Origin of the sequence: Sinomonas sp. P10A9 (assembly GCF_041022165.1) — a bacterium.
In the GTDB taxonomy this organism is placed as follows: Bacteria; Actinomycetota; Actinomycetes; order Actinomycetales; family Micrococcaceae; genus Sinomonas; species Sinomonas puerhi.
Map to the genome: position 1 here is coordinate 3,477,799 of NZ_CP163302.1, position 24,285 is coordinate 3,502,083.

At 68.8% G+C, this 24,285-nt stretch carries 30 protein-coding genes; 14 read left to right on the plus strand and 16 right to left on the minus strand.

Annotated features, from left to right (window positions below; translation table 11 throughout):
- Positions 1 to 17: 17 nt before the first annotated feature.
- Positions 18 to 896 (plus strand): tRNA (guanosine(46)-N7)-methyltransferase TrmB, encoded by an 879-nt coding sequence (gene trmB / locus AB5L97_RS15890; protein ID WP_369045381.1) that lies wholly within the window; start codon positions 18 to 20, stop codon positions 894 to 896.
- Position 897: 1 nt separating this feature from the next.
- Here trmB and AB5L97_RS15895 read toward each other — a convergent pair whose 3' ends face one another.
- Together AB5L97_RS15895 and AB5L97_RS15900 are read right to left on the minus strand one after the other, a co-directional pair.
- Entirely contained in the window at positions 898 to 1,629 is a 732-nt protein-coding gene (locus AB5L97_RS15895) for an anti-sigma factor family protein (RefSeq protein WP_369045382.1), read from the minus strand.
- Positions 1,626 to 2,135: a sigma-70 family RNA polymerase sigma factor gene (locus tag AB5L97_RS15900; protein ID WP_307955820.1), complete on the minus strand. Its 510-nt coding sequence runs from the start codon at positions 2,133 to 2,135 to the stop codon at positions 1,626 to 1,628. Before AB5L97_RS15900 ends, AB5L97_RS15895 begins: the two co-directional genes overlap by 4 nt.
- 128 nt (positions 2,136 to 2,263) lie before the next feature.
- On the opposite strand from AB5L97_RS15900, the gene AB5L97_RS15905 reads away from it, so the two are divergent.
- Entirely contained in the window at positions 2,264 to 2,830 is a 567-nt protein-coding gene (locus tag AB5L97_RS15905) for a COG4315 family predicted lipoprotein (RefSeq protein WP_369045383.1), read from the plus strand.
- A 128-nt stretch (positions 2,831 to 2,958) separates the two neighbouring features.
- Here the strand turns inward: AB5L97_RS15905 and AB5L97_RS15910 are convergent, their stop codons facing one another.
- Positions 2,959 to 3,429 (minus strand): MarR family winged helix-turn-helix transcriptional regulator, encoded by a 471-nt coding sequence (locus AB5L97_RS15910; RefSeq protein WP_307955822.1) that lies wholly within the window; start codon positions 3,427 to 3,429, stop codon positions 2,959 to 2,961.
- A 50-nt stretch (positions 3,430 to 3,479) separates the two neighbouring features.
- On the opposite strand from AB5L97_RS15910, the gene AB5L97_RS15915 reads away from it, so the two are divergent.
- Entirely contained in the window at positions 3,480 to 3,896 is a 417-nt protein-coding gene (locus AB5L97_RS15915; RefSeq protein ID WP_369045384.1) for an organic hydroperoxide resistance protein, read from the plus strand.
- Between the two features lie 100 nt (positions 3,897 to 3,996).
- Positions 3,997 to 4,164 (plus strand): hypothetical protein, encoded by a 168-nt coding sequence (locus AB5L97_RS15920; protein WP_307955824.1) that lies wholly within the window; start codon positions 3,997 to 3,999, stop codon positions 4,162 to 4,164.
- Positions 4,165 to 4,443: 279 nt separating this feature from the next.
- On the opposite strand, the gene AB5L97_RS15925 is transcribed toward AB5L97_RS15920, so the two are convergent.
- Positions 4,444 to 5,367: a helix-turn-helix transcriptional regulator gene (locus AB5L97_RS15925; protein WP_369045385.1), complete on the minus strand. Its 924-nt coding sequence runs from the start codon at positions 5,365 to 5,367 to the stop codon at positions 4,444 to 4,446.
- Positions 5,368 to 5,383: 16 nt separating this feature from the next.
- The gene (locus tag AB5L97_RS15930) at positions 5,384 to 6,379 is read right to left on the minus strand and encodes an aldo/keto reductase (RefSeq protein WP_423246861.1); all 996 of its coding nucleotides are present in this window, start codon (positions 6,377 to 6,379) and stop codon (positions 5,384 to 5,386) included.
- Between the two features lie 150 nt (positions 6,380 to 6,529).
- On the opposite strand from AB5L97_RS15930, the gene AB5L97_RS15935 reads away from it, so the two are divergent.
- Both AB5L97_RS15935 and AB5L97_RS15940 read left to right on the plus strand, forming a co-directional pair.
- Positions 6,530 to 6,853 carry a carboxymuconolactone decarboxylase family protein gene (locus AB5L97_RS15935; RefSeq protein ID WP_307955827.1) on the plus strand — a complete coding sequence of 108 codons (324 nt, stop codon included), beginning with the start codon at positions 6,530 to 6,532 and terminating at the stop codon, positions 6,851 to 6,853.
- A 32-nt stretch (positions 6,854 to 6,885) separates the two neighbouring features.
- Complete coding sequence (locus AB5L97_RS15940; protein WP_369045387.1) at positions 6,886 to 8,280, plus strand: MFS transporter; 1,395 nt, start codon at positions 6,886 to 6,888, stop codon at positions 8,278 to 8,280.
- A gap of 299 nt (positions 8,281 to 8,579) precedes the next feature.
- On the opposite strand, the gene AB5L97_RS15945 is transcribed toward AB5L97_RS15940, so the two are convergent.
- Positions 8,580 to 9,236 carry a TetR/AcrR family transcriptional regulator gene (locus AB5L97_RS15945; protein WP_307955843.1) on the minus strand — a complete coding sequence of 219 codons (657 nt, stop codon included), beginning with the start codon at positions 9,234 to 9,236 and terminating at the stop codon, positions 8,580 to 8,582.
- Between the two features lie 104 nt (positions 9,237 to 9,340).
- Here AB5L97_RS15945 and AB5L97_RS15950 point away from each other — a divergent pair, with 104 nt between their 5' ends.
- Positions 9,341 to 9,784 (plus strand): ester cyclase, encoded by a 444-nt coding sequence (locus AB5L97_RS15950; protein WP_307955844.1) that lies wholly within the window; start codon positions 9,341 to 9,343, stop codon positions 9,782 to 9,784.
- A 597-nt stretch (positions 9,785 to 10,381) separates the two neighbouring features.
- On the opposite strand, the gene AB5L97_RS15955 is transcribed toward AB5L97_RS15950, so the two are convergent.
- The 3 genes from AB5L97_RS15955 to AB5L97_RS15965 all read right to left on the minus strand — a co-directional run bounded on the left by AB5L97_RS15955 (position 10,382) and on the right by AB5L97_RS15965 (position 12,740).
- A complete protein-coding gene (locus AB5L97_RS15955) occupies positions 10,382 to 11,068 on the minus strand; it encodes a DUF2625 family protein (RefSeq protein WP_369045388.1) in 687 nt (228 codons plus the stop codon).
- A 62-nt stretch (positions 11,069 to 11,130) separates the two neighbouring features.
- Positions 11,131 to 11,823: a hypothetical protein gene (locus AB5L97_RS15960; protein ID WP_307955846.1), complete on the minus strand. Its 693-nt coding sequence runs from the start codon at positions 11,821 to 11,823 to the stop codon at positions 11,131 to 11,133.
- A 161-nt stretch (positions 11,824 to 11,984) separates the two neighbouring features.
- On the minus strand, positions 11,985 to 12,740 hold the full coding sequence (locus AB5L97_RS15965; RefSeq protein WP_307955847.1) for an AfsR/SARP family transcriptional regulator: 756 nt from the start codon (positions 12,738 to 12,740) through the stop codon (positions 11,985 to 11,987).
- Positions 12,741 to 12,794: 54 nt separating this feature from the next.
- On the opposite strand from AB5L97_RS15965, the gene AB5L97_RS15970 reads away from it, so the two are divergent.
- Together AB5L97_RS15970 and AB5L97_RS15975 are read left to right on the plus strand one after the other, a co-directional pair.
- Entirely contained in the window at positions 12,795 to 12,953 is a 159-nt protein-coding gene (locus AB5L97_RS15970) for a DUF1059 domain-containing protein (RefSeq protein WP_307955848.1), read from the plus strand.
- A gap of 125 nt (positions 12,954 to 13,078) precedes the next feature.
- Positions 13,079 to 13,909 carry a sulfurtransferase gene (locus tag AB5L97_RS15975; RefSeq protein WP_369045389.1) on the plus strand — a complete coding sequence of 277 codons (831 nt, stop codon included), beginning with the start codon at positions 13,079 to 13,081 and terminating at the stop codon, positions 13,907 to 13,909.
- A gap of 159 nt (positions 13,910 to 14,068) precedes the next feature.
- Here the strand turns inward: AB5L97_RS15975 and AB5L97_RS15980 are convergent, their stop codons facing one another.
- The 7 genes from AB5L97_RS15980 to AB5L97_RS16010 form a co-directional block, all read right to left on the minus strand.
- Positions 14,069 to 14,992, minus strand: a complete 924-nt coding sequence (locus tag AB5L97_RS15980) for a DMP19 family protein (protein ID WP_307955850.1) — start codon at positions 14,990 to 14,992, stop codon at positions 14,069 to 14,071.
- Positions 14,993 to 15,108: 116 nt separating this feature from the next.
- Positions 15,109 to 15,528: a heat shock protein transcriptional repressor HspR gene (locus AB5L97_RS15985; protein ID WP_307955851.1), complete on the minus strand. Its 420-nt coding sequence runs from the start codon at positions 15,526 to 15,528 to the stop codon at positions 15,109 to 15,111.
- 3 nt (positions 15,529 to 15,531) lie between these two features.
- On the minus strand, positions 15,532 to 16,518 hold the full coding sequence (locus AB5L97_RS15990; protein ID WP_307955852.1) for a DnaJ C-terminal domain-containing protein: 987 nt from the start codon (positions 16,516 to 16,518) through the stop codon (positions 15,532 to 15,534).
- Positions 16,519 to 16,608: 90 nt separating this feature from the next.
- Positions 16,609 to 17,283: a nucleotide exchange factor GrpE gene (locus tag AB5L97_RS15995; protein WP_369045390.1), complete on the minus strand. Its 675-nt coding sequence runs from the start codon at positions 17,281 to 17,283 to the stop codon at positions 16,609 to 16,611.
- Between the two features lie 2 nt (positions 17,284 to 17,285).
- Complete coding sequence (dnaK, locus tag AB5L97_RS16000) at positions 17,286 to 19,163, minus strand: molecular chaperone DnaK (protein WP_369045391.1); 1,878 nt, start codon at positions 19,161 to 19,163, stop codon at positions 17,286 to 17,288.
- Positions 19,164 to 19,328: 165 nt separating this feature from the next.
- Positions 19,329 to 20,744 carry an MFS transporter gene (locus AB5L97_RS16005; protein WP_369045392.1) on the minus strand — a complete coding sequence of 472 codons (1,416 nt, stop codon included), beginning with the start codon at positions 20,742 to 20,744 and terminating at the stop codon, positions 19,329 to 19,331.
- A 52-nt stretch (positions 20,745 to 20,796) separates the two neighbouring features.
- On the minus strand, positions 20,797 to 21,201 hold the full coding sequence (locus AB5L97_RS16010; protein WP_307955856.1) for a hypothetical protein: 405 nt from the start codon (positions 21,199 to 21,201) through the stop codon (positions 20,797 to 20,799).
- Positions 21,202 to 21,353: 152 nt separating this feature from the next.
- Here AB5L97_RS16010 and AB5L97_RS16015 point away from each other — a divergent pair, with 152 nt between their 5' ends.
- The 5 genes from AB5L97_RS16015 to AB5L97_RS16035 all read left to right on the plus strand — a co-directional run bounded on the left by AB5L97_RS16015 (position 21,354) and on the right by AB5L97_RS16035 (position 24,281).
- Positions 21,354 to 22,184 (plus strand): methyltransferase domain-containing protein, encoded by an 831-nt coding sequence (locus tag AB5L97_RS16015; RefSeq protein WP_307955857.1) that lies wholly within the window; start codon positions 21,354 to 21,356, stop codon positions 22,182 to 22,184.
- A gap of 258 nt (positions 22,185 to 22,442) precedes the next feature.
- A complete protein-coding gene (locus AB5L97_RS16020) occupies positions 22,443 to 22,706 on the plus strand; it encodes a type II toxin-antitoxin system Phd/YefM family antitoxin (protein ID WP_369045393.1) in 264 nt (87 codons plus the stop codon).
- Positions 22,655 to 23,053, plus strand: coding sequence for a type II toxin-antitoxin system VapC family toxin (locus AB5L97_RS16025; protein WP_369045394.1), 399 nt, complete (start codon positions 22,655 to 22,657; stop codon positions 23,051 to 23,053). Before AB5L97_RS16020 ends, AB5L97_RS16025 begins: the two co-directional genes overlap by 52 nt.
- A 33-nt stretch (positions 23,054 to 23,086) precedes the next feature.
- A complete protein-coding gene (locus AB5L97_RS16030; RefSeq protein ID WP_369045395.1) occupies positions 23,087 to 23,707 on the plus strand; it encodes a LysE family translocator in 621 nt (206 codons plus the stop codon).
- Positions 23,708 to 23,750: 43 nt separating this feature from the next.
- Positions 23,751 to 24,281, plus strand: a complete 531-nt coding sequence (locus AB5L97_RS16035) for a low molecular weight protein-tyrosine-phosphatase (protein WP_369045396.1) — start codon at positions 23,751 to 23,753, stop codon at positions 24,279 to 24,281.
- Positions 24,282 to 24,285 lie beyond the last annotated feature (4 nt).

A 24,285-nucleotide genomic window follows, 5' to 3' on the forward strand; every position in this document is an offset into this window, starting at 1 on the left:
CCGTAGCCTTTAATGCGATGAGCGAGCACCCCGAATCCCCCACGCCGGCCCACGGCGATCCCCTCCAGGGCAACCCCGTCACCCCCGGCTCACAGGCATCCTTCGGGACGTACCGGCGGCAGCCGGTGAGCTTCGTGCGGCGCGGAACCCGCCTGCAGGGGCGGCGGCAGACTGCGTGGGACGAGCACGCGGACGCGTACGTGGTGGACGTTCCACGGCACGTCGCGGACACGTCCGTGCATCCGGACTTCGTGTTCGACGCGGCGGCGGAGTTCGGGCGTGCAGCACCGCTCGTCGTCGAGATCGGCTCCGGCCTCGGCGAGGCGATCGTCGCGGCGGCCGAGGCGCGCCCGGAGCACGACTTCCTCGCCGTCGAGGTCTACAAGCCCGGGCTCGCGAACACGCTCCTTCGCATCGCGCAGCGCGGCCTCACGAACGTGCGCGTGGTCCAGGCCAACGCCCCCGAGGTCCTCGGCACGATGCTCACCGCAAGGTCCGTGGCCGAGCTGTGGGTGTTCTTCCCCGATCCGTGGCACAAGTCGAAGCACCACAAGCGGCGCCTCGTGCGGGACTCGTTCGCTGACCTCGCGGCGCGGGTACTCGCCCCCGGTGGGGTGTGGCGGCTCGCGACCGACTGGTCCGGCTACGCCCAGCAGCTGCGCGAGGTGGTCGCGGACTCGCCGCACTTCCGCAACGCGCACGACGGCGAGCTGGCCGGCTCCCCGAGCCCCCTCACCGCCGCGTGGGCCTCCGGCGTGGATTGCGAGGCGACCGGGGAGGTCGACGAGGTGGGCGGCTGGGCACCCCGATTCGAGGGCCGCGTCCTGACGAGCTTCGAGAACAAGGCGCTCGCGGCCGGCCGCGTGATCTTTGACCTCACGGCCGTGCGGGGCTAGCTCAGCCGACTGAGGTGCTCGCGATGGTCTGCTGGGCTGCGTCCCGGATCTCGACCGTCCGGATCGAGGCCAGCTGGATCGACGTCGCACCGGTCAGGACCGCGCGGCTCGCGTAGCCTGCCGAACTCCAGCTGGCCGCCTGCTGGGACGAGCCGTCGGCGCCGACCACCCACACCGTGAACACCCCGCCGTTCGGCATCCCGTGGCACGTCAGGTCCAGCTCGGTGCCCCACCCCTTCCGTACGAGGGCGAGGTCAATCTGCGCGCCGGACTCCGACGCCAGGGTGAGGGTCTGGGCAGGGGCCGTCGCGGAAGGACGGGCCGATGGGGCGGGGCCCCCACCGAGCGCGGTCCCCACCACTGGTCCGGCCGCGATTCCCGCGGCGAAGAACCCCGCGGCCGCCGCAGCGAGGGACCCCGCCCACACCGCCGAACGCGCACGACGGCGCCGGGCCACCCGGGCAAGCAGCTCGCGCGGCGCGCCGGCTGGCCCGAGGGCATAGTCAGGCGAGCGGGCGTCGTCGTGCGCGATCTCCGCGGCGCGCGCGAGGGGAACCGCATCGAGGAGCGCCGGCAGGGTCTCGAGCGAGGCGAGCTCGGCACGGCAGTGGACGCACGCCGCGAGGTGTACCTCGACCGCCCTGGCTTCGTCCGGGGAGAGGGCGCCCAGCACGTAGGCGCCGAGGTCGAGGCGAAGCCCTTCGTGCCCGGAGGGATGCTGTGTGGCGGTCATCGGTCCACCCCCATCTCGTCGAGCGCGGAGCGCAGGGACTTGAGCGCGTAGAAGCAGCGGGACTTCACGGTTCCGGCCGGTACACCGAGCTCTTGGGCTGCTTCCGCGACGCTGAGCCGGCGGTAGTGCACGGCCACGAGCGCCTGACGGTGCTCCGGCGTGAGCCTCGCGAGGGCCTCCTCCATCACCACGCGGTCGAGGAGCTCGTCGATGCGCTCCACATCCACGGCCACGGCGAAGCCATCGGGCATCTCGTCGATTGAGGCCGCGGACCTCGGGCGCCGCGCGGCGAGGCGGTGCTGGTCCACGATCAGGTTCCTCACTGTCCGGTACAGGTAGGCACGGAGGCTCTGGGTGTCCGGCGGTGCCTGGCGCCACACGCGGATGATCGCCTCCTGCACAATGTCCTCCGCTTTCGAGCTGCCCACCGCCCCACGCGCGAAGCGGCGGAGCGCGGCACCGTGCTCGCGGTAGAGCGCCGCGACAGCGTCCTCATCCATGGGCATGCAGGCCTCCTCGCCACTCACACGCGCCCGGAGCCGATTCGGTTCATTCCGCCTGAACCATTCTGCGCCCGGAGGCGTCTGAGGGGCAGAGCGACGGGCCAACCGCCGCACCAACGGGAAGGCAAACCATGAACAAGCGAGCAGCCGTGTGGATGGCCGCAGCCTGGGCGGTGCCGGCCTTGGCACTCGCCGGCTGCGGCGGCACGAGCGGGGGGTCGACGTCATCCTCGGCAGGCGCACCGGCGTCGTCCTCCGCGCCAGCGTCGTCCTCCGCACCGGCGTCGTCCTCCGCGCCAGCGTCGTCGCAGGCGGCCGCCGGCGTCACGCTCAAGACCTCGAACGCGGGCGGGCAGACCATTGTCGTAGACGGGAAGTCCATGACCGTTTACGTCTACACGAGGGACAACAAGGGCACGACGGCGAGTGCGTGCGTCGGCGGGTGCGCGCCCCTCTGGCCTGCTGTCACCACTACGGGTACCCCGACACTTCAGGGGGTCACCGGCACGATCGGGAGCATCAAGACCGCCGACGGCAAGGATCAGGTGACGATCAACGGCATGCCCCTCTACTACTACGCCAAGGACACCGCGGCGGGCGACACCAAGGGTCAGGGCGTGGCGGGCGTCTGGTACGTCGTGGGTGCCAACGGGAACATGATCCAGGCGGCGCTCATGGCGGGCACCTCCGGCTACTGACGGGAGCGGCCCGCACCTTCGCATCCGTTCACGCGGCGGGAGCGGCTGCGCACGCCCAACGACCTCGACGATGCGCCGTGCCGGCTCCTCGCGTCGGCTGGCGCCCACAACTCCTGAGCTTCATGGACTCAGGAACCGTGGCCTGCCGTCGCCTCGAAGGCGTCGAGGTGCAGCATAGCCTTGGCCAGGAGGGAGCGCAGGGCCCGCGTTTCCTCCTCGTCGAGCGCGAGCGCCGCGGCGAGTCGACGCGGGACGCTCGCCACGCGATCCCTGAGGGCCATGCCTTCCGGCGTCGTCGAGATCAGGACGCGGCGCTCGTCGCCCGGGTCCCGGCGGCGCTCGACGAGGCCTGCGGCCTCGAGCCGCTTGAGGAGCGGGGTGAGGGTCCCCGAGTCCAAGCGGAGGCGCTCCCCGATCTCGCCCACGTTGACGGGATCGGCGGCGTCCCACACCGCGAGCATGGTGAGGTACTGGGGGTACGTGAGGCCCTCCTGAGCGAGTAGATGCCCGTAGGCGCGGGTCACGGCGCGCGTCGCCGCGTGCAGGGGAAGGCACAGCTGGGCGTCGAGCTCGAGCTGGGGGTACGCCTGAGTCGTCATCACCCCATAGTACTTTGCACAGTTATATTGTGTGCAATATGATTGCTCGCATGGAAACCCTCTACACGGCAAGCGCCATCGCGCTCGGAGACGGTCGCAACGGCCGGATCCAGTCCCCTGACGGCCATCTCGACGAGCCGGTCCGCGTTCCCCGGGAACTTGGCGGACCTGGTGGGGCCACCAACCCGGAGCAGCTGTTCGCTGCAGGGTATGCGGCCTGCTTCCACTCCGCGCTCAAGCTCGTCGCGTCGCGCGCGAACGTCAACGCGAGCGGCTCGGAGGTTGCCGCGGACGTCTCGCTGCACGCCCTGCCGACCGGCGGGTACGGCCTCAGCGCCCAGCTCGAAGTGAGCCTGCCGGAGATCGACGCGGCAACGGCCGAGGACCTCATGGCGCGCGCACACGAAATCTGCCCCTACTCCAACGCGACCCGGGGCAACATCGAAGTCACCCTCGCGCTCGCCTAGCCTTCGGACGCCTGGCCTTCAGGCCTCGGGGGACCTTCAGGCTCTGGCCGCGCCCGGGGGCCCGGCGTAGTGTGGGGACTCCCGAAGTCGAGGAGGAACCATGTCAGACTTCCGCGCCTACACGGAAGAAGAGAAGCACAGCTTCGTCGCACCGACGTGCGAGCTGTGCGGCCAGCACCGGCACATCGTGTGGCAGCAGGACGGGGACAAATGGACCCCGAGGGACAAGGGCTGTTCCAACGAGGCGTGCCCGCAGTACGCCGGCTGAGGATCCCTCAAATCCATACGCCGGTGCCGTGGGGGCCAGCGATCCAGGTCCTCACGTCGGGCGAGCACTTCGAGTCCTCTTCGCCCATGTTCCCGAGGGAGGGAGCGGCCTCGTCCCGGTCAGCCTCCATGGGCTGGTGCGCACCCTTAAGAACGAAACCGAGTGCGCCCCGTCGAGGTGCATGCAGGCGGCAGTCGAGTTGGCGAACTGAGCAGCACGACATCCTCCCGATCCTCGAACACGCCGAAGCGATCGGAGAGACCGCCGTCGCGTGGGGCATCAGCCAGCCGCTCGAGCAGTCGAGGCTGAGTGCGCGTTCTGGTCCGCGGTGTCCTCCTCCTGCTCGCGGGTGGCCTCCCAGCTGGCGAGGATGCGGAGCGCGTCGGCGGTGGGTGTACCGGGTTCGGCCATGTACACGTTCAGGCTCCAGCCCGGCTGATCGGGGAGCTCGGTTCCCTCGAAGAGGAACTCGAGGTCCCCGACGACGGGGTGCAGGAACCGTTTGACGCCGGTGACGTGGCGGCGGACGTTGTGGTCGCCCCACTTGATCCGGAATTCCTCGCTTCGCGTGCAGAGCTCGCCGATCAGATCCTGCATGTCTCGGCCATGGGGGTCTCGGCCGGCTTCGGCTCGCAGGATGGCGACGATCATGTCGGCGGCGAGGTCCCAGTCCGGGTAGAACCGCTCCGCATTCTCACGGTGCAGGAAGGCGAACCGTGCCAGGTTGACTGGCCGCTCGCGCAGGGTGCTGTACGCCTCGGCATGCAGGGCTCGGGCAAGGAGGTTGGTGGCGAGGATGTCCATCCGGCCGTTGCGGATCAGCGCCGGGCCTCCCGTGACGGCGTCGAGCATCAGCTGGAGACCGGGTCTGATCGTCGCGGGACGTGAACTGCTGCGTGGACGGCGGGCCGTGGACGCGTTCGCGGCGCGGGCGAGGTCGAAGAGGTGCTGCCGTTCGGCTTCGTCCAACTGCAGCGCCGTCGCGATGGCGTTCAGGACGGCCTCGGAGACGCCATTGAGGTTTCCGCGTTCCAGACGCGCGTAGTACTCGACACTGACGCTGGCGAGCATCGCGACCTCGGAGCGGCGCAGCCCTGGCACGCGGCGGTTCGGTCCGCCCGGTAGATCGACCTGCTCCGGTCGTACCTTCGCCCGACGCGAGGTGAGGAATTCGCGGACGTCGTCGCTGTTCTGCGTGCTCATGGCTCCCACCCCCTTCTCACAGGTTGGTCTGCGCTTCCAGGAATCCCGGGTAGCGGCCGCCCTGGATGTCGGCGTTGTCCGACGCTGCGGTCAGACGCGCGAGATCCTCCGGGGAGAGGGCGAGGTCGGCGGCAGCGATGTTCTCCTCGACGCGGTGCAGCTTCGTCGTCCCGGGAATGGGTACGATCCATGGTTTGCGGGCCAGCAACCAGGCCAGAGCCACCTGTCCAGGCGTCGCGCCGTACCCGACGGCGACATCCTTGACAGTCTCGACCAGGGCGAGGTTGTGCTCCAGGGCGGCCGGTGCGAACCGGGGAATCTGCGCGCGCAGATCGTTGTGCTCGTCAAACGTGGTCGAGGTGTCGATGGTGCCGGTGAGGAATCCCTTGCCGAGGGGACTGAAGGGTACGAACCCGATCCCGTTCGCCTCACAGACGGCGAGCACGCCCGCTTCGGGTCGACGCCACCAGAGCGAATACTCGCTCTGGACGGCAGTGACCGGTGTGACGGCGTTGGCCCGCCCGATCGTCGTTGCGGATGCCTCGGAGAGCCCCCAGCTGCGGATCTTCCCGGCGTCGATCAGTTCCCCGGCGGCGCCGGCGAAGTCCTCGATAGGGGCAGCCGGGTTGATGCGGTGTTGGTAGTACAGGTCGATCGTGTCCGTGCGCAACCTGGCGAGTGAGCCGTCGACCGCGGCCGCGAGATCACCGGGCAGCAGCATCCTTCCACGCGGCTTCCGTTCGACAGGGTCGATGTCCTGCGCGTACTTGGTGGCGATGACGACCGAGTGGCGCACCGGCGCCAGCGCCTCCCCGACGAGTTCCTCGTTCGCGTGCGGACCGTAGATCTCGGCGGTGTCGAAGAATGTGACCCCGCGCTCGACGGCGGCACGGATCACTTCGATCATCTGGGCACGGTCGGGCCGTCCGCTGTACCCACCGGTCATCGTCATACAGCCCAGCCCGATCGCGGACACGTCGAGCGCCGCAGTGCCGAGAGTTCGCTTCTGCATCGTCATGGCCTCCACCGTACGTGCGAAGCCAGCGCGATGGGGTTCCCTGCCAGAACACCTTTCACCAGGGCCTCCCGCCCGCATGGAATTGACGGTTCTCTTGATAGCGAACACCCGTTCCAACGAATCGCGAGTCCAGAGAGGAAGGCCATGCCAGCCAAGCGCGAACCCAGCGGCCTACGCAAAGCAATCGGAGACTTCACACCCAAGATCGTCGACATCACCGACGACGTCCTCTTTGGCGACATCTGGGAACGCCCCGAGCTGCCCAAACGCGACCGGAGCCTGATCACGGTCGCCAGCCTCATCACGGCCGGCAACTGGGAACAGCTCGAGGCGCATCTGAAGATCGCGAAACAGAACGGCCTGACCGAGACCGAACTGAAAGAGGTCATGATCCATCTGGCGTTCTACGCCGGCTGGCCCAAGGCGCTCTCCGCGATCAACATCGCAAAGCGCATCTTCACCCACTGACCCCCCACCGCCACCGGTCCGGAAGGACTTCTGTGCCCCGCACCGACCCCACAACGACTCCGGCACCCGCCGCTCCCGCCGATGCCACGGGGGGCCGACCGCGCATCACGCTGCTTCTGGCGTCGCTCGGGTTCTTCCTGATCACCCTCGACATCCTCATCGTCAACCTCGCCCTGACCCAGATCGGCATCGAGCTCGGCGGCGGCACTGCGGGGCGGCAGTGGGTGATCGACGGCTACACACTCACGTTCGCCGTGCTGCTGCTGTTCGCCGGCAACCTGTCCGACCGGATCGGCGCCAAGCGCTCCTTCGGATGCGGCATCGTCCTCTTCCTCGTAGCGTCGATCGGCTGCGCCGTCGCGCCGTCGCTGGGTCTGCTGATCGCAGCCCGTGTCGTCCAAGGCGCGGGCGCTGCGATCATGCTGCCCGCATCGATGGCGCTCATCCGCGAAGCATTCCCCGACCCGCGCAGGCGCACCCACGCCCTCGGCATCTGGGCTGTCGGCGGCGCTGTCGCCGGCGCAGTCGGCCCCCTCGTCGGCGGTGCGCTGACGACAGCTGACTGGCGGCTCGTGTTCGGCATCAATCTCCCCATCTGTGTCGCGATGCTGGCGCTCCGGGCCTTCGTCGCCCACTCGCCGAAACGGCCGACCCCGTTCGACTGGGCCGGACAGGCCATGGCCGTCGTCTCGCTGGCCGCCCTCATGTACGGACTCATCACCGGCGGCGACCAGGGCTTCGGACAACCCTCCGTCATCCTGGCGCTCGCCGTCGCCGCGGCCGGCATCGCCAGCTTCCTCCTCATCCAGGCACGAGTCCGCCACCCGATGATGCCGCTCGAACTCTTCCGCTACAGCGGAATGCGCGTCGCACTCCTCGACGGATTCGTCTTCATGGTCGGCAACTTCGGCTCCGTCTTCGTCGTCAGCCTCTACCTCCAACAACACCTCGGCCTGAGCCCCCTCCTCGCCGGTCTCGTCTTCCTCCCATCCGCAGCCTTCAGCATCACCGGCAACATCATCAGCGGGACCCTCGCCAACCGCTACGGCGCGCAGGTTCCAATCGTGTTCGGCTTCGTCCTCATGGCAGCAGGGTTCATCGGACTGCTCACCAGCGCGCCTACCGGCTCGCCGATCCTCGCCGGCGTGTTCCTGATCCTCACCGGGACCGGCGGCTCGATCGCCATGCCACCTGTGACCTCGGTCGTGCTCGCCAGCGTCCCGGCCGAACGCGCCGGCACCGCAAGCGCAGTCTTCAACACCTTCCGCCAAGTCGGCGGCGCAGTCGCGATCGCCGTTTTCGGCGCGTTCATCGCCAATCCCGACACTTTCGTCCCCGGGCTCCAGCTCAGCTTCACCATCGCCGCAGTCGCGCTCCTGGCCGCCGCTCTCATCAGCCTGCGCATCCGCACACCCCAGCACCACTGACCACGGCTGCCCAGGCCACGGGGCCGATCGCCGCATCTCTCGACCATCGAAGGACCCTTCTCAGAATGACCTTGCCCGCTACCGCACCAGCAACCCCCCGCCAGCGGCTTCCTGGACGTCGCTGCGCTCGACAGGCGCCGGGCCCTGCCGGTGCGGCCCTTGCTGACCGTCGTGCTGGATGACTGCTCCCGCGCCGACGCCGGATGCACCCTCTCCACCGGCGCTCCCGGAGCATGTGGTCGCGGGCCAGCGGTTCGCCACGACGCATTGACTCGGGTTGCTTGATTGAGCTGAGGGGGTCACGGGCGCATGCGGCGGGCTTCGATGGCGAAGAGCTCATCTGCGTCGACCCCCATGGCGGTCAGGTCGTTGGCTATCTCGAGGCTCACGAAGCCGTGCAGCCGGCTCCAGATCGTGACGGCTGCCAGCGCGGCCTCGGCGTCGGCGGACGGGCCGTGTCCGCGCGCCCAGTCTTCGAGCTGTGCTCTCAGGGCGTCCGTGAGCACCGCTCCCGCACCCTTGGCCGGCTTCGCGGTCAACACCTCCAGGAGCACTCGCATCGGTGCGCGGGAAGCCTCGACGAGGGACGTCGCATTGGAGTCGAAGTCGGGCAGCGGGGGCTGGAAGAGCAGTCGGTACCTGTGCGGCTCCTGCCTGGCCCAGGTGCGATAGCCGGTAAGGAGCGCGCCCAGGCGATCGCCGCCGTCGTGCGTCCGCTCGACGGCGTCTCGGAGCGCCCGCGCAAGGTCGAGGTATGCATCCGAAATGAGCTCGGTCAGCAGCGCGTCGCGGCTGGGCACGTAGCGGTAGAGCGCAGGCCCCGACATGCCCAGCTCGCGGGCAATGGCCGCGAGCGAGACGCCTCCTGGCCCGTCTTCGCGCAGCTGGCGCTCGGCCGCCTGCCTGATCGCCTCGCGCATCTCCGTGCGGTAACGGTCCCTCACTGTGGTTGCCATCCACGCCCCCCTTCCGAGCGAGTTCTTGACACCTAGAGTAACGCATGCTTACTTTAGTTAGAGCCTATAACAAACAAGATAGGCACTAGCACGTTGGAGGAATCATGAACACGAACGACATCCTCGCCCTGGTCGAGCCGTGGCGGCTGCTGTGGAACGGCGAACTCAGCTACACAGACCGGATCATCCACCCAGAGTGGGTGGCGCACGCGGCCCCGATCACCGGTGGGGCCCCCGGCGACGCGACGGGCCGCGAATCGCTCAACGCGTGGGTCGGTGGCATCCAAAGCGCGTTCCGCGGCCTCGACTTCCAACTCGCCGTCGGGCCGATCACAGACGGCGAGTACCTCGTGGTCCGCTGGGGGGCGCAGGGCACCTACACCGGCGGCATCCCGGGCGCCTCGCCGGACGCTGTGGGACGCACGATCACCTTCACCGGGACCGACACCCTGCGGGTCCAGGACGGCCTGCTGATCGAGTACTGGGCCAACGCGGACAGCCTGTGGTTCGCCCAGCAGCTCGGGATGGCCGTCCCAGCCCTTGCCTGAAAACGCCGTGGCCACTGCAGAAACGTCGTGCGGACCCTCTGGCGCGGCCGTTCCCGGGACGCTACACCCCCGCCGCCGACGGCCTGGATTCGTGCGATGTCCGCACCGACCATTGGTGCGCAGGAACGAAGCACGGCCTCGACCGGCCCGGGGATGATCCCAAAACGGGGTGCAGTTCTTGTCAGCGTCGGCAGCTGGAGCACACTCTGGAACGCGTCTTGATGGCCAGTCAACAGACTGGACGCCATGTCAAGAAACAACGGTTTCCGGGCTCCTGCGGGTCCGGGGTTAGGCGTCCGGGGCAGGCCGCGGGCCAGGAGGAAGGCGACTACGGCGGCGCTCGGCTCGGTCGCCGGTTCGGCGGGGCTCGCGCCCAAGGCTCCGAAATCGGGGCCGTGGATGATGTCGAAGAACAGGGTCGCATAGGCCATGCGGGGGATCCTTCACGGGAAGACCGGGGCTCTACTCGGCTTGTGCGGGTGGGAGCATTCAAGCCTCTGCCCCGGCCGCCTGGACAGCTTGGACGGCGCGAAACCATCCGGTGCATGCAGCCAGTGGACAACCCGTGTGAGGCCGCATTCTGTGATCCCGTCCGAATCATTTCGGGCCGGCAGCGACCTCGCGCGCGAACTTCTGGTTGAGCTCGAGGATCTCGGTGAACGGCACTGCCCGTCTCGAAGACGAGTCGATGTTCCTTCCCTGCTCCGTCCACAGGAAGGGGTAGACGCTGATCCCATCTTCGATAGGCATCGCCGCGACCTGGGTTTCCCATCCGGGCCAGCGGAAGTCCCTGTAGAAATCGGATAGGCCCCCGCCGAGGGCCCATCGGATGAACGCACTGTGCCCGACCCCCAAAGGGGACCAGGCCAGAGTGTCGGGGCCCCAGTAACAGACCTCGCCGGCCGGGGCTGCGCTGTCGTGATGATTTATGGCGAAGACGCCGCCAAGGATGTCGTAGGCGATCACGAGCTGCCCGGGCGCTGGTGAGACTTCCACCGGGTCTCCCAGGTTGTTTGCTGTCGCGAGGTCGTCCAGGCCTGGTGCACCTGCCCCGAGGATCCGCAGCCACCCACGGTCGATGATGAGTCCTCCGCAGTTGAGCGCGATGGCGCCGAGGGTCGAACGGGCGGTGACTTGGAGCCGGTACAGCGTTCTCCTGCCCTCAGAACCGCGCACCGGCAAGATCTCGACGACCAGGGGCGCCTCCGATGCCATTCTCGCGATGTCAGGCCACGCGGGATCGTCAACGCCGGCGAGTTCATCCTCGGATCTGGGAGAAGTCATGGCTCGATGCTGTCACAGAGCCGCCTTTGCGGCTTCTCAGCCGCCGACCTCATGAGCGTTCCTCAGAGGATGCCTGTGTCAGTTTTCGAAGTCGAAGCCGTGCGCACAAACCTCAGTTCGGGATCGGGGCGTTTACCGCACGAGGTCCGATTGACCAGAGGGCGCACAAGGCGGACATGGCCGTTCGGCCACGCTGCGTCAGACGGCGGACGGCCGCACGACGTCGTAGGGGTCCCAGTCGAGCTTCCAGAAGGCCTCGAGCCCGTGGTCGTGGATGTAGCGGCGCTCGGCATCGTGGATCGGTAGAGCCCGCAGATGTTGACCGGCAGCGTCTCGCCGACATCGATCCCGGCGTAGTCCGCCCTGTCCAGAACGGCGGGGGCGAAGAGGACGAAGCCAGTCATATCGGAGTCGGGAGCAATCCTCTCGCCGAAGTTGATCGTATCCCCATAGCAGAACGGGTTGTCTCCGCCTTGGACCTCGCCGATATGCCCGAGGGCAAGGGGCCAGCGGAGGTCGTCGGACTTCACGCTGATGCACAGCTCGGGCTTGCCGACGCGCCACACGGGGTGGTCGGCCAGGCTGATTCCATAGGTGATGCCGGTGAGCATCCCGGATTCGGGAACGTCGTCGTAGACGATTGCAGTCACGCCGGGCAGTCCGGGATGAGTCGATTCGACCGGGAAGAAACGCGGCTCGATCCCGCCGCTGAGGCGGTCGAGGTGAGAGAGGAACCGCTCGACGCGAGTGGGCACCCCGCCACCCTAGCAACGCTTCGGCTGACGGGGAGTGCAGGAGAAGAAAGGGAATGCTGATCAACAAGAGCTCGCCGGCACTCCGGATGAATCCTCGCGTCCGGTGAGGATCCTCTTGCAGCGCTGTCGAGCTAGAGCCTGCGGGCCCAGCAAGCAACGCGTCAGGTCTCGGCGAGGAGGTGTTCGTAGAGGTCGCGTGTGTCGGGGCTCGGGGAGACGCCGAGCTGCTCGCGGAGCGTGTGGCAGAGCTGGGCGTACACGTCAAAGGCCTCGGCGAGGTTGCCCTGCGCTGCGAGGGCATTCATGAGGTGGCGGTAGCCGCTCTCGCGCAGCGGCGCGAGCTGGATGAGCTGCCGGCCGGCACGGACCGCCCCGGCCAATTCGGTTCCGGCCATGCCGAGGTCGGTGACAGCATAGGCCTCCAGTGCTCGGAGGCGCAGGAGGGCGAGCTGGTCGCGGATCGCCGCGATCCATGGAGCGTCCTCGCCGGGGAGGAAGCCTCGTTCGGAGACGAACAGGGCAGTGAGGACGGGCCCCCATGCCCGGGTCCACTGGCGCTGGGCGACGGCGGACTCGGCCCGGTGGATCGCCTCGACAGCTGCTTCGAGATCGATCCAGGCGCCCGTGAGGCGCAGCCGCAGGGTTGAGCGGCCTTCGATGGCGTCAGCGCCGAGGACCCGGCGCAGCTTGGAGACCAGCGGGTTCAGCCGCGCCTCCACAGCAGCGGGGTCGGGCTCGCGCCAGAGAGCCTCGGCCACCTCATCGCGGGAGAGGTCGCGGTAGCGGTTGACGGCGAGGTAGGTGAACAGCAGGCGGCCCTGCCGGCCGGGCAGGGCGGACTCCACGCGCTGCCCGTCGCGCACGATCGCGAGCGGGCCGCACAGCTGGATCCGCAGCGGTACCGGCGCCAACGCCATAACACCATCTTGGACCCCTATGCTGGATGTGGTGGCGACGGCCTGGGAGGTCCGGTGACCAAGCTGATCCGATGCGAGTGCGGCTTCATCGCCCGCAGCGATAGCGACGACGAGGTGGTAGCCGCGATCCGCGCCCATCTGGCCTCGGATCATCCGGCGCTGTTCGACGCGGTGAGCGCGGACGACCTCCTCGGGTGGATCCAGGTCGAGTAGGGGCTGCCTGCGAGTCCGTCGGCGGTGCCAAGGAGTCGCCAACCTCGCGGCAACGATTCGCCAGCCGGGCAGCAAGGCCCCCGACCTAGCGTGGAAGCATCTTTCGAACCTGAAGGGATGCGACCATGACAACCACAGGAGCCCTCATTTCGGCTGAGACGTTGGCAGCCCAGCTCTCGGACCCGGGGCTGCGCGTCGTCGAAGTCGACGTCAGCCCCGCCGCCCACAACGAGTGGCACATCCACGGCGCCGTCCTCTGGAACATCTACGCCCACCTCAAGGACGCCGAGTACCGCCCGGTGGACGACGCAGCGGTCGAGGAGCTGCTGCGCCGCTCGGGCATCGAGCCGGAGTCGCGCGTCGTGTTCTATGGGTATGCGCCGGCGTTCGGGTACTGGCTGCTCAAGGCCCACGGACATGCCCGGACGCAGATCCTGGACTGTTCGCGGGCGGCATGGCAGGGCCACGGGTATCCGGTGACGAGCACGCCCAGCCAGCCGGTCCGCAGCAGCTACCGGCTCGCGGCGCCGGACCCGCGCCTCGGTGCCACGCGCGCACAGGTGCGCGAGGCCATCGGCGTCCCGTCCACCACGCTCCTCGACGTGCGCACACGCGCCGAATACGACGGCGAGCGGTTCTGGCCCTCGGGGGGAATGGACCCGAACGGCCGGGCGGGCCATGTGCCCTCGGCCGTCCACCAGCCGATGGCGGAGCTTCTCGACCAGGACGGCCGGTTCCTCCCGGAGGACGACCTCCGGCATGTGTTCGCCGGCATCGACCTCGACGGTCCGACCGAGCTCATCACCTACTGCACAGTGGGCGGCCGCGCCACGGCCGCCTGGTTCGCGCTCACGCAGCTTCTCGGACGCGACCACGTGCGCGTCTACGACGGCTCATGGGCCGAATGGGGGCGCACCTCCGATGCGCCTGTCGCGACCCTCGAGACACTCGTGTGATGCAGACACGACGGCGAGTGGACGCCTCGGGCAGCCACGCGCCGTCGTCCGCAGTCCTGAACCTGTCCATGCCCCCCTCTGGCCGCTGATCGCTGGCTGGACCAAACGAACCACAGGGGTACGACATTGCGCGTGTGCCCCTGGCGCGAGGCGCACGCGTCAGTGGGCGGTCTGGACCTCGTGGCCGTTCTGCGGATCGGCCGGGCGGGTCTCGTCCTCGGCGTCGACCGACTCATCCTCGAGGTCCCAGCCATCCTCGTCCTCGTCGATCTCCTCGAACTCGACGGCGGCGAGGATCTTCCCGTCCTCGGGATCGATCATGTAGGCCTCGTCGTCCTCCTCGACCATGAGGTACTCGCCCTGATCGGTCGTGAAGCGCCATGCGAGGGTCTTGACGCCGTGATGGAGGTAGTTCGGATCGCCCATCGTGATGGCGGTCAGATCGTGCCCTGCCACGTCGCACAGCTCGCGGATCACGAGCTCGAAGTCGGGCATGTCGGCGAGGTCCTGTTCCTCGGCCGCGGCGCGCCGCTCCTCGAGGTTTCCGATGAGCCCGACCCGGCGGGCGATCTCGTCCTCGATGCCGTCCTCGTCGAGGGCGAGGAGGCCTTCCTGGCCCCGAAGCCACGCGGCGTTGAGGGCCACGATGTCCTGCTCGTCCTGTAGCGCCTCGAACCGCTCATCGAGCTCCTCGAGCCTGGCCACGGCCGGGGAGGCGTCGTCGTCACCGTCGAGGTACGCCTCGGCATCCTCCTCGGAGAGCCCCTTGAAGGCGGAGGCGAGCTCGTCGAAGAGGGTTGCGTGTTCGGTCGCGCCCATCTCGCGCAGGCCGTCGCGGACAAGACCGTCGATACCCTCGCGCTCCCCGGACGTGAAGACGTACTGGGCGAATCCGCCGTCGAGCATCTGCGTCAGGTAGAAGTCGACGTAGTAGCCGCGCAGCGCGTTCTGCGCGATCTCGCGCTCGTCGAGGAGTTCCTCGTACATGGCGTTGACAACGTCGACGTTGGCGTCCACCACGGCCTCGTCGCCGCCCTTGAGGGCTTCGGCCGGAAGGACGACGGGGTGCTGGCTGGTGCTCATGAGGGGCTCCTCGCTCGTGCGGTCACTCACGCTTCGAACGTACGACGGCGCGGGGTGCGAAGGCCATGCCGAAGCGCCAGCGAAGGGTGAACGTTGGGCAAACCTTGGGCGAGCACCTAGCGCTGCGGGCTCCACAGCACGAGGGCACCCGGGCGCGGCTCGGGCCGCTGTCCCCTCGCGAGGCTCACGACGTCGCCGGCGATCCCGGCGGCGAAGATGCGGCGGGGATCGGGGACGCGCCGTGTATTGGCGAGCTCGGCCTGCAGTTCCGTGACGCGGGCACGCAGGGCAGTCACCTGGTTCTCGAGCTCGAGGATGCGCTTGATGCCCTCGAGGGACACGCCGTCCTTCGAAAGGCGCTGAACCTCGCGCAGCGTTTCGACGTCGCGCTGCGAGTAGCGGCGCTGGCGCCCGCCCTGGCGGGAGGGCGAGACGATCCCCAGGCGGTCGTACTGGCGCAGCGTCTGGGGGTGCATCTCGGCCAGCTCCGCCGCGACGGAGATCACGAAGATCGGCGCGTACGGATCGATGGCCATGGCCTAGAGCCTCGCTTTCTCCGCGAGGGTCGCGCGCGGATCCGACTGGCCGTTCTTCGACGTCGCCTCGGCGAACGCCCGTACGGCGTCCTCGGCCTCCTTCGAGAGGTTCTGGGGCACGACAACGTCGACCGTCACCAGCAGGTCCCCGGCGCCCTTGGAGGTCGTGACGCCGCGGCCCTTGAGGCGGAGCGTGCGCCCGGAGTTCGTGCCGGCAGGGATCTTCATCTTCACGCTCGTGCCGTCTACCGTCGGGACCTCGATCTGGGCGCCGAGGGCCGCCTCGTCGAACGTCACGGGGACATGGATGCGGAGGTTGTCGCCGTCGCGGGTGAAGAAGTCGTGGGGCTTGACGTTGACCGTGACCATGAGGTCACCGGGGCCCGCCGACCCGGGGCCGCCCTTGCCGCGCACACGGACCTTCTGCCCATCGCGGATGCCTGCGGGGATACGGACCTCGATGACGTCGCCGCTCTGCTCGCGCAGGCCGACAGTGGTGCCGCGCATCGAGCCGGCGAAGGAGATGGTGGTGGTTGCCTGCCGGTCCGCGCCCTTCTGGGGCGGGGCCTGGAAGCCCCCGGTGAACCCGCCCCCGCCGCCGAAGAGGTCGGCGAACTCGGGTGGGAGGTTGCCGGTGGAGAAGCCGCGCGAGTGGCGGCCGGCCGGCGCGCCGAACAGGCCCCCGAAGAGGTCCTCGAATCCTGCGGCGCCTGCGCCCGCGCCGGGACCGGCACCACCAGGAGCGAAGCGGGCGCCGCCCATGGCGCGGATGGCGTCATACTGCTGGCGCTCGTCGGCGTCGGACAGGACGGAATTCGCCTCGGTGATGTCCTTGAACTTCTTCTCCGCCTCGGGATCCCCGGCATTGGTGTCGGGGTGGTACTTCCGGGCAAGCTTGCGGTAGGCCTTCTTGATATCGGCCTCGGAGGCGTCCTTGGACACGCCGAGAATGGCGTAGAAGTCCTTTTCCACCCAGTCCTGACTTGCCACGAACGCTCCTTCTGCTGGTCGTCTTGCTTCAGTGTCCTACGGTTCGGGTACGCGGGCGCGCAGGCCCGCGTACCCGAACCGACGGGCGGGTCAGCCCTGCGGCGTCGCCACGATGACCTGGGCCGGGCGCAGGAGGCGCGACTCGGTCTTGTAGCCCACGCGGAGCACCTGCTGGACGGTGTCCACCTCGATGTCCTCGCCTGGCTGCTGGATGAGCGCCTCGTGGACGTTCGGGTCGAACTCGACGCCGGTCGCGTCGATCCGCTCGAGCCCCTGGCTCGAGAGAACCGACTCGAGCTTCGCTGCGATCGCCGCGAACGGGCCGTCTGTGAGGTCGCCGTGGGCTCGGGCCGCTTCGAGGTCGTCGACAACCGGCAGGAGCGAGCTGAGGACACCGAACACGGCAACCTCGCCCGCCACCGCGCGATCGCGGTCAACCCGCCGGCGGTAGTTCACGTACTCGGCCTGGAGCCTCTGGAGGTCGTCCCGGAGCTCCTTGACGACGACGGCCAGACCGGCGCCCTCTTCCTCACCCGCGGCCTCGCGCAGGATCCGCTCGGCCTGGGCGAGGGGATCATCGGCGTCGTGCGCCTCGTCGACGGGCCGCATGTCCTCGTGCCCGCCCTGTGCTGGCTCGGCCTGCTCGGCCTGCTCAGGGTGCCGGGCCTGACCCGTGACCGGGTCAACCTTGCGGTTGTCCCGGATCACGGGCTCGGCGCGCTCGCCCTCGTGCTCATTCTCGTTCTGGTTTCCGTGAGGAGCCATGGCTACTTCTTCTTCTCATCCTCGTCAACGATCTCGGCGTCGACGATGTCCTCGTCGGCGTGGGCCGAGCCGCTCGTGTGGGCGCCGGCGTCGGCCGTGCCGGCCTTGGCGCCGTCGGTCGGGGCCTGGGCCTGCGAGTAGATGGCCTCGCCGAGCTTGGTCTGGGAGTGCTGGAGCTTCTCGAACGCGGCCTTCACCTCGTCCGCGTTGTCCGTGCCCTCAAGGGCCTTCTTGAGCGCGTCGACGTCGGTCTGGACCTCGGCCTTGACGTCCTCCGGCAGCTTGTCCTTGTTGTCCGCGATGAGCTTGTCCACGGAGTAGGCGAGCTGCTCCGCGGCGTTGCGCGTGTCGGCGGCCTCGCGGCGCTGCTTGTCCTCGGCGGCGTGCTGCTCGGCGTCGGCGACCATGCGCTCGATGTCGTCCTTGGACAGCGCGGTGCCGCCGGTGATCGTCATCGACTGCTCCTTGCCCGTGCCCTTGTCCTTGGCGGACACGTGCACGATGCCGTTCGCGTCGAGGTCGAATGTGACCTCGATCTGCGGGATGCCGCGCGGGGCCGGAGCGATGCCGGTGAGCTCGAACGTCCCCAGCGGCTTGTTGTCGCGCGTGAACTCGCGCTCGCCCTGGAACACCTGGATCGAGACGGACGGCTGGTTGTCGTCAGCGGTGGTGAACGTCTCGGAGCGCTTGGTCGGGATGGCCGTGTTGCGCTCGATGAGCTTGGTCATCACGCCGCCCTTGGTCTCGATGCCGAGCGAGAGCGGGGTGACGTCGATGAGGAGGACGTCCTTGCGCTCGCCCTTGAGGACGCCGGCCTGGAGCGCGGCGCCGACGGCGACGACCTCGTCCGGGTTCACGCCCTTGTTCGGCTCCTTGCCGCCCGTGAGCTCCTTGACGAGCTCGGAGACGGCAGGCATGCGGGTCGAGCCGCCCACGAGCACCACGTGGTCGATGTCTGCCACCTTGATGCCGGCCTCGGCGATCACGTCGTGGAACGGCTTCTTCGTGCGCTCGAGCAGGTCCTTCGTGAGGTCCTGGAACTTGGCGCGTGAGAGCGCTTCATCGAGATGGACCGGGCCGTCGGGGGTGACGGAGAGGTACTGGAGGGAGATGTTGGTGCTCGTCGAGGACGAGAGCTCCTTCTTGGCCTGCTCGGCCGCCTCGCGGAGGCGCTGGAGGGCGATCTTGTCCTTGGAGAGATCGATGCCCTTGACCTTGAGCTGGCTCAGCAGGTGCTCGACGACGCGCTGGTCCCAGTCGTCGCCGCCGAGCCGGTTGTCGCCGGCGGTCGCGCGGACCTGGATGGTCGAGAAGCCATCGTCGTCCTTGCCGACCTCGAGGAGCGAGACGTCGAACGTGCCGCCGCCGAGGTCGAAGACGAGGATGAGCTCGTCTTCCTTGCCCTTGTCGAGGCCGTACGCGAGGGCCGCCGCGGTGGGCTCGTTGATGATGCGCAGGACGTTGAGGCCCGCGATCTCGCCTGCCTCCTTGGTGGCCTGGCGCTCGGCGTCGTTGAAGTAGGCCGGGACGGTGATGACGGCGTCGGTGACCTTCTCGCCCAGGTACGACTCGGCGTCGTTCTTGAGCTTCATGAGGATGCGCGCTGAGATCTCCTGCGGCGTGTACTTCTTGTCATCGATCTGGATCGACCAGTCGGTGCCCATGTGGCGCTTGACCGAGGCGATGGTGCGATCGATGTTGTTGACGGCCTGGCGCTTGGCGATCTCGCCGACCAGCACCTCGCCGGTCTTGGAGAATGCGACAACCGATGGCGTGGTGCGTCCGCCCTCGGCGTTCGCGATCACGGTCGGCTCGCCGCCCTCAAGGACGGAGACGACGGAGTTGGTGGTGCCCAGGTCGATGCCGACTGCACGGGACATAGGTTCCTCCTGATAGTTGCTGGTCTGGCGGGAGTCGCCCGGACCCAGCGCCCTGACGGGCCGCCAAGTTGAGCGGTCTGCACTCAAGTCTACGCATCGGCATCGCGGTGTCAAATGGACTTGAGTGGCATCGACTCAAGTTTCAGCTGCCGGAGGAATCCGGCCTCACCGGCGGCCGCTGACCTCGGTCCCTGCGTGCCGCGGCAGCAGCGCGCTGTCCGCGACCGAGACGAGCATGAGAACCGCGAGCGCAGCGAAGGCGACCCGGTACCCCGCCGCGGGGTCCGCGGAGGCGGCCAGGCCGGCGTCGTGCATGAGGGAGGCCGAGAGGCGGATCAGGAGCGCGCCGATCGCGATGCCGAGGGCGTGCGCGAGCTGGACCAGCGTGTTCGCGATCGCGTTGGCACTCGGAAGCTGCGTGGCCGTCACGTCCGCGTACTGGACCGTCATGTATGCGGAGAATCCGATCGATCGGAACATCCCCGAGAACAGGAGGACGCCGAAGAGCACCGGATCCGGCCAGATCGGGGTCGCGAGGGCGCACAGGGCGAACGTGACGGCGGACGCCGCGGCGGCCCCGATCAGGACGGGCTTGAACCCGAGCCGCCGGATGAGCGGGGTCGTGGCTGGTTTGATGCCGATGTTCCCGACGAACACCGCCGCGACCATGAGGCCCGCGCGGACGGGGTCCCAGCCGAAGCCGTCCTGGAGCATGAGCGGAAGCATGAACGGCACAGCGGAGATGGTGAGCCGGTAGACGAATCCGCCCGTCTGGGTGGCCCGGAACGTGCGCACGCGCAGCACGCGGAAGTCGAACAGCGGTGCCTCGGCCCGGCGCATCCACGCCACCGCCCCGGCAAGCGCGCCCACGCCGACCGCGAGGGAACCCACGCCCGCCGCGGAGCCGCCGGCGCTGTGGCCCAGCAGTTCGAGGCCGACGACGACGGCCGCGACGCCGAGTGTCGTGAGCCCGAGACCGGGCCAGTCGAGCCGTCTCCCGGGATCGGCGCCGCCGGAGGGCACCAGGCGCAGCGCAGCGACGAGGGCTGCCGCACCGAGCGGGAGGTTGATCAGGAAGATCCAGTGCCATGAGAGGTACTGGGTGAGCGCGCCGCCCACGAGCGGGGCGAGCACCGGCGCGAGGAGCCCCGGCCAGACAAGGAAGGCGGTGGCCTTGAGGAGTTCGTCCTTGGGCGTCCCGCGCAGCACCACGAGCGAGCCGACCGGCACCATCATCGCGCCGCCGAAGCCCTGCACGGCGCGGAACGCCGTCAGCGCCGCGAGTCCGGGGCTCAGGGCGCACGCGAGGGAGGCGAGGGTGAACAGCGCGATCGCGGAGACGAACACGCGACGGGGCCCGAAGCGCTCGGCGAGCCACGAGCTGAAGGGGATCCCCATGGCGACGGTGAGCAGGTAGGCGGTCATGGCCACGTTGACGTCAGCGGGAGCGACGCCGAAGTCGCGGCCAATCGCGGGCAGTGCCGTGGCGAGGGCCGTGCCGTCGAGGAACTCCATGAAGAACGTCGCGGCGACGAGAAGCGCCAAGCGCGGGTTCCAGGAGGTCGGAGCGGCGGAAGTCACCGGCCCAGCCTAGCCGCGCCGCCGGCGGGAGGTCAGCGCGGCCGGCGGGAGATCAGAACGCGGGGTACCCCACCGACTGGGTGAGCAGCGCGGGGCTGCCTGAGGCCGCGGCGGCCCAGACCATGCCGACGGTCAGCACGAGGCTGATGACGAGCCACACGGCACTGAACTTGACGAGCGTGCGGATCTCTGCGCGGCTCACGGAGGCGGTGTCCTCGCGGACTGCCTGCAGCTGAGCGCCGAGGCGTGCAACGGGCGACGGGGCGGAGGCGAGGATGGCGTTGGAAGCGCAGTCGGTGCTGCCGTCGCGCAGGGTGGCCACCATGCGGTCGGCCCGGCGGTCGAGGCGCAGGCTCTCGATGTTGTCGCCGTGGCGAGCGAGGAGGATGTCCTCGCCGAGGCGCATGCGGCCGCGGCGGATCCTGCGCGTGTGCTGCTGGTTCTGGATCAGTGACATGTGTGCTCCTCCCGATGAGGGGCACCATCGCCCGCCAGTTCGTATATGATTCGCCTTCAAGTCTACGGACCGAGGGGCGGCAGCCACGACGCATTCCGGGCTTTAGTTGCCAACTTCACAGGGGTGTGTGATCCCTTCGGTAACGTGGTGCCATGGATGCCTCGGACAGCACCCCGCAGACCCCGGACGATGTCTACACGCACGGCCACCACGAGAGCGTCGTGCAGGCGCACGCGGCCCGGACCGCGCAGAACTCGGCGGCATTCCTCATCCCCTATCTGACACCCGGGCTCTCGGTGCTCGACGTCGGGTGCGGGCCCGGGAGCATCACGTGCGACTTCGCGCGGATGGTCTCCCCCGGGACCGTGCTCGGGCTCGACCGGTCCGAGGACATCGTGGCGCAGGCCCGTGCCCTCGCCGAGGAGCGCGGCGTGGAGAACGCAAGCTTCGCCGTCGGCAATGTCTACGACCTCGAGATCGACGACGAATCGTTCGATGTCGTGCACGCCCACCAGGTCCTCCAGCACCTCACCGACCCCGTCGCAGCCCTGCGGGAGATGCGGCGCGTGGCGCGGCCGGGGGCCATCGTGGCGGTCCGGGACGCCGACTTCCACGGCATGAGCTGGTACCCCGAGATCCCCGAGCTCGACGAGTGGATGGACGTCTACCAGCGCATCGCCCGGCACAACGGCGCCGAGCCCGACGCCGGCCGGCGGCTCGTGGGCTGGATGCAGGAGGCGGGCTTCAGCGACGTGGCACCCACGAGCAGCAACTGGCTGTACGCGACCCCCCAGCAGCGCGCATGGCAGGCACGCGTGTGGAGCGAGCGGGTGCTGCACTCGGCGTTCGCGGACCAGGCCCTCGAGTACGGCTTCGCCGAGCGCGCCGACCTCGAGCGGATCGCGGCGGGGTGGCACCGGTGGGGCGCGTCGTCGGACGGCTGGTTCCTCATCCCCAACGGCGAGGTCATCGCCCGGGCGTAGGAGACGCCGGGCGCGGGCCTGGACTTGGGCCCGTTGCTCGTCCACAGGTGCGCGTCACGGCGCGTCGTCCACATACACGACGGCGACCCCTCGCTCCCGCTGGACGCGCGACCGTAGCGTCATGGCATGAGCTCATTCCTCGAGTACCCGCCGCACCGTCCACCTGAGGACCCTCGGCCCGAGACGCCGTTCCCGGAAAGACGATACTGGGAGCCGCAGCCATACGTCGCGGACATTGACCAAGTAGACTTGGTCAATGTGGGCCAGTACAACGTGCAGGACGCCAAGACACGCCTCTCCGAGCTGCTGAACCTCGTCGAGGCCGGTGAGGACGTGGTCATTGCCAAGGCCGGGCGGCCCGTGGCGCGGCTCGTGAAGATCGACCGCCCGCATAGACGCCGGCTCGGCTTCGTGAAGGGCCATCTGCCCGACGACTTCCTCGAACCGATGGGTGAGGAGGATCTGGCCGCATGGGAAAGCCCCCTTACCTCCTCGACACCCACGCCCTCGTCTGGGCACTGACAGAACCCCGCAGGCTCTCGCGCAAGGCGAAGAACGCCCTCGAGTCGTGGGACTCCGTATTGCTCGCTTCAGCCGCCTCGGCGTACGAGCTCTCCTACAAGCGGCGCATGGGCAGGCTTCCAGGACTCGATGGACTCTTCGTGGGGTATCGCCGGCATGTGCTCGAGCTGGTCTCGGAGGAAATCGGCATCTCCGGGGTCCACGCACTCGAGGCTGGGCAGCTCGACTGGGGGCACCGCGATCCCTTCGATCGGCTCATCGCCGTGCAAGCGCTCGTTGAGGGCTTCGGTTTGATCACGGCGGACCCCCCGTTCAGGGACGTCGAAGGCCTCGATGTCCTGTGGTGAGCGGCCGTCTCCTGCGTCTTCTAGGCTTGTCCAGTGCCACTTTCCATCTGGGGCGCCCTGGTGGGCGCCTGCCTGCTCATCAGCTTCACCCCCGGCGCGGGCGCCATCAACACGATGAGCAACTCGCTCACCTCGGGGTTCCGCCGGGCCATCTGGGGCGTGCTCGGGCAGCAGGCGGCGCTCGTGGTGCACCTCGCTATCGTGGCGGCCGGTCTGGGGGTGCTCGTGGCCAGCTCCCCCACGGCGTTCAACGTGATCCGATACCTCGGCGCCGCGTACCTCATGTACCTCGGGGTCCGGCAGTTCGTCAGCAAGCCGGACACCTCGCCGGACGCCGTCACCTCTCTGGCGAGGGAGCCCGCGTGGTCGATGTTCCGTCGCGGCCTGTGGGTCAATCTCCTCAACCCCAAGGCCATCGTCTTCTTCCTCGCGTTCATCCCGGGGTTCGTGCGGCCCGACCTGCCGCTGTGGAGTCAGTACCTCGTCATCGGCGCGACCATTGTCTGCGTGGACGTCGTGGTCATGTGGTTCTTCTTCGCGCTCGCCGCGAAGAGCTTCAAGCGGTTCACGACGAGCGAATCCGGGCAGCGCGTGCTCGGCCGGGTCTTCGGGGTGCTGTTCGTGGGCGTCGGCGTGCTGCTCGCCGTCGTGTGAGACGATGCGGGCCGCGGGGTCCCCTGACCCTATGCTTAGTCGCATGAACTCGCCGGCGAGCCCCTACCGCATCATCACGGTCTGCACGGGGAATATCTGCCGCTCGCCGATGGCCGAGTTCATGCTCGGAGCCGCGCTGCGGATCGCAGGCCTCAGCGAGAGCGCCGTGGTCGATTCCGCCGGCACCACCGCGTGGGAGGTCGGTCGGCCGATCGACCCGCGCGCCGCGCGCGTCCTCGACGGCCATGGACTGCGCAGCCACCAGCACATCGCGCGGCAGTTCGAGCCCGCGTGGTACTTCGAGCGGGAGCTCATCCTCGCCCTCGATGTGGACCACTACGGCCATCTGCGCGAGCACGCCCCCTCGGGCACCGAGGAGAAGGTCCGCATGCTGCGGGAGTTCGACCCCGCCGTCGCGGAACTCGACCACCTCGACCAGGGCATCGAGGACCCGTGGTTCGGCGACCAGAGTGACTTTGAGACGACATGGAAGCTCATCACGGCGGCCGTTCCGGGGATCGTCGCCCACGTGCGGCGCGAGATCGCCGCGTACGGCCTGCCCGCCGACGCGTGACGCC

Coding starts and splice junctions, on each gene's coding strand:
- AB5L97_RS15895 (WP_369045382.1), bottom strand. CDS start 1,629: ATGACCGCCACACAGCATCCCTCCGGGCACGAAGGGCTTCGCCTCGAC.
- AB5L97_RS15945 (WP_307955843.1), bottom strand. CDS start 9,236: ATGGCAACCACAGTGAGGGACCGTTACCGCACGGAGATGCGCGAGGCG.
- AB5L97_RS15935 (WP_307955827.1), top strand. CDS start 6,530: ATGCCAGCCAAGCGCGAACCCAGCGGCCTACGCAAAGCAATCGGAGAC.
- AB5L97_RS16015 (WP_307955857.1), top strand. CDS start 21,354: ATGGATGCCTCGGACAGCACCCCGCAGACCCCGGACGATGTCTACACG.
- AB5L97_RS15925 (WP_369045385.1), bottom strand. CDS start 5,367: ATGAGCACGCAGAACAGCGACGACGTCCGCGAATTCCTCACCTCGCGT.
- AB5L97_RS16010 (WP_307955856.1), bottom strand. CDS start 21,201: ATGTCACTGATCCAGAACCAGCAGCACACGCGCAGGATCCGCCGCGGC.
- AB5L97_RS15980 (WP_307955850.1), bottom strand. CDS start 14,992: ATGAGCACCAGCCAGCACCCCGTCGTCCTTCCGGCCGAAGCCCTCAAG.
- AB5L97_RS15900 (WP_307955820.1), bottom strand. CDS start 2,135: ATGCCCATGGATGAGGACGCTGTCGCGGCGCTCTACCGCGAGCACGGT.
- AB5L97_RS15955 (WP_369045388.1), bottom strand. CDS start 11,068: ATGACTTCTCCCAGATCCGAGGATGAACTCGCCGGCGTTGACGATCCC.
- AB5L97_RS16035 (WP_369045396.1), top strand. CDS start 23,751: ATGAACTCGCCGGCGAGCCCCTACCGCATCATCACGGTCTGCACGGGG.
- AB5L97_RS15905 (WP_369045383.1), top strand. CDS start 2,264: ATGAACAAGCGAGCAGCCGTGTGGATGGCCGCAGCCTGGGCGGTGCCG.
- AB5L97_RS15910 (WP_307955822.1), bottom strand. CDS start 3,429: ATGACGACTCAGGCGTACCCCCAGCTCGAGCTCGACGCCCAGCTGTGC.
- AB5L97_RS15920 (WP_307955824.1), top strand. CDS start 3,997: ATGTCAGACTTCCGCGCCTACACGGAAGAAGAGAAGCACAGCTTCGTC.
- trmB (WP_369045381.1), top strand. CDS start 18: ATGAGCGAGCACCCCGAATCCCCCACGCCGGCCCACGGCGATCCCCTC.
- AB5L97_RS15915 (WP_369045384.1), top strand. CDS start 3,480: ATGGAAACCCTCTACACGGCAAGCGCCATCGCGCTCGGAGACGGTCGC.
- AB5L97_RS16025 (WP_369045394.1), top strand. CDS start 22,655: ATGGGAAAGCCCCCTTACCTCCTCGACACCCACGCCCTCGTCTGGGCA.
- AB5L97_RS15950 (WP_307955844.1), top strand. CDS start 9,341: ATGAACACGAACGACATCCTCGCCCTGGTCGAGCCGTGGCGGCTGCTG.
- AB5L97_RS15930 (WP_423246861.1), bottom strand. CDS start 6,379: ATGCAGAAGCGAACTCTCGGCACTGCGGCGCTCGACGTGTCCGCGATC.
- AB5L97_RS15965 (WP_307955847.1), bottom strand. CDS start 12,740: ATGGCGTTGGCGCCGGTACCGCTGCGGATCCAGCTGTGCGGCCCGCTC.
- AB5L97_RS15985 (WP_307955851.1), bottom strand. CDS start 15,528: ATGGCCATCGATCCGTACGCGCCGATCTTCGTGATCTCCGTCGCGGCG.
- AB5L97_RS15975 (WP_369045389.1), top strand. CDS start 13,079: ATGACAACCACAGGAGCCCTCATTTCGGCTGAGACGTTGGCAGCCCAG.
- AB5L97_RS15995 (WP_369045390.1), bottom strand. CDS start 17,283: ATGGCTCCTCACGGAAACCAGAACGAGAATGAGCACGAGGGCGAGCGC.
- dnaK (WP_369045391.1), bottom strand. CDS start 19,163: ATGTCCCGTGCAGTCGGCATCGACCTGGGCACCACCAACTCCGTCGTC.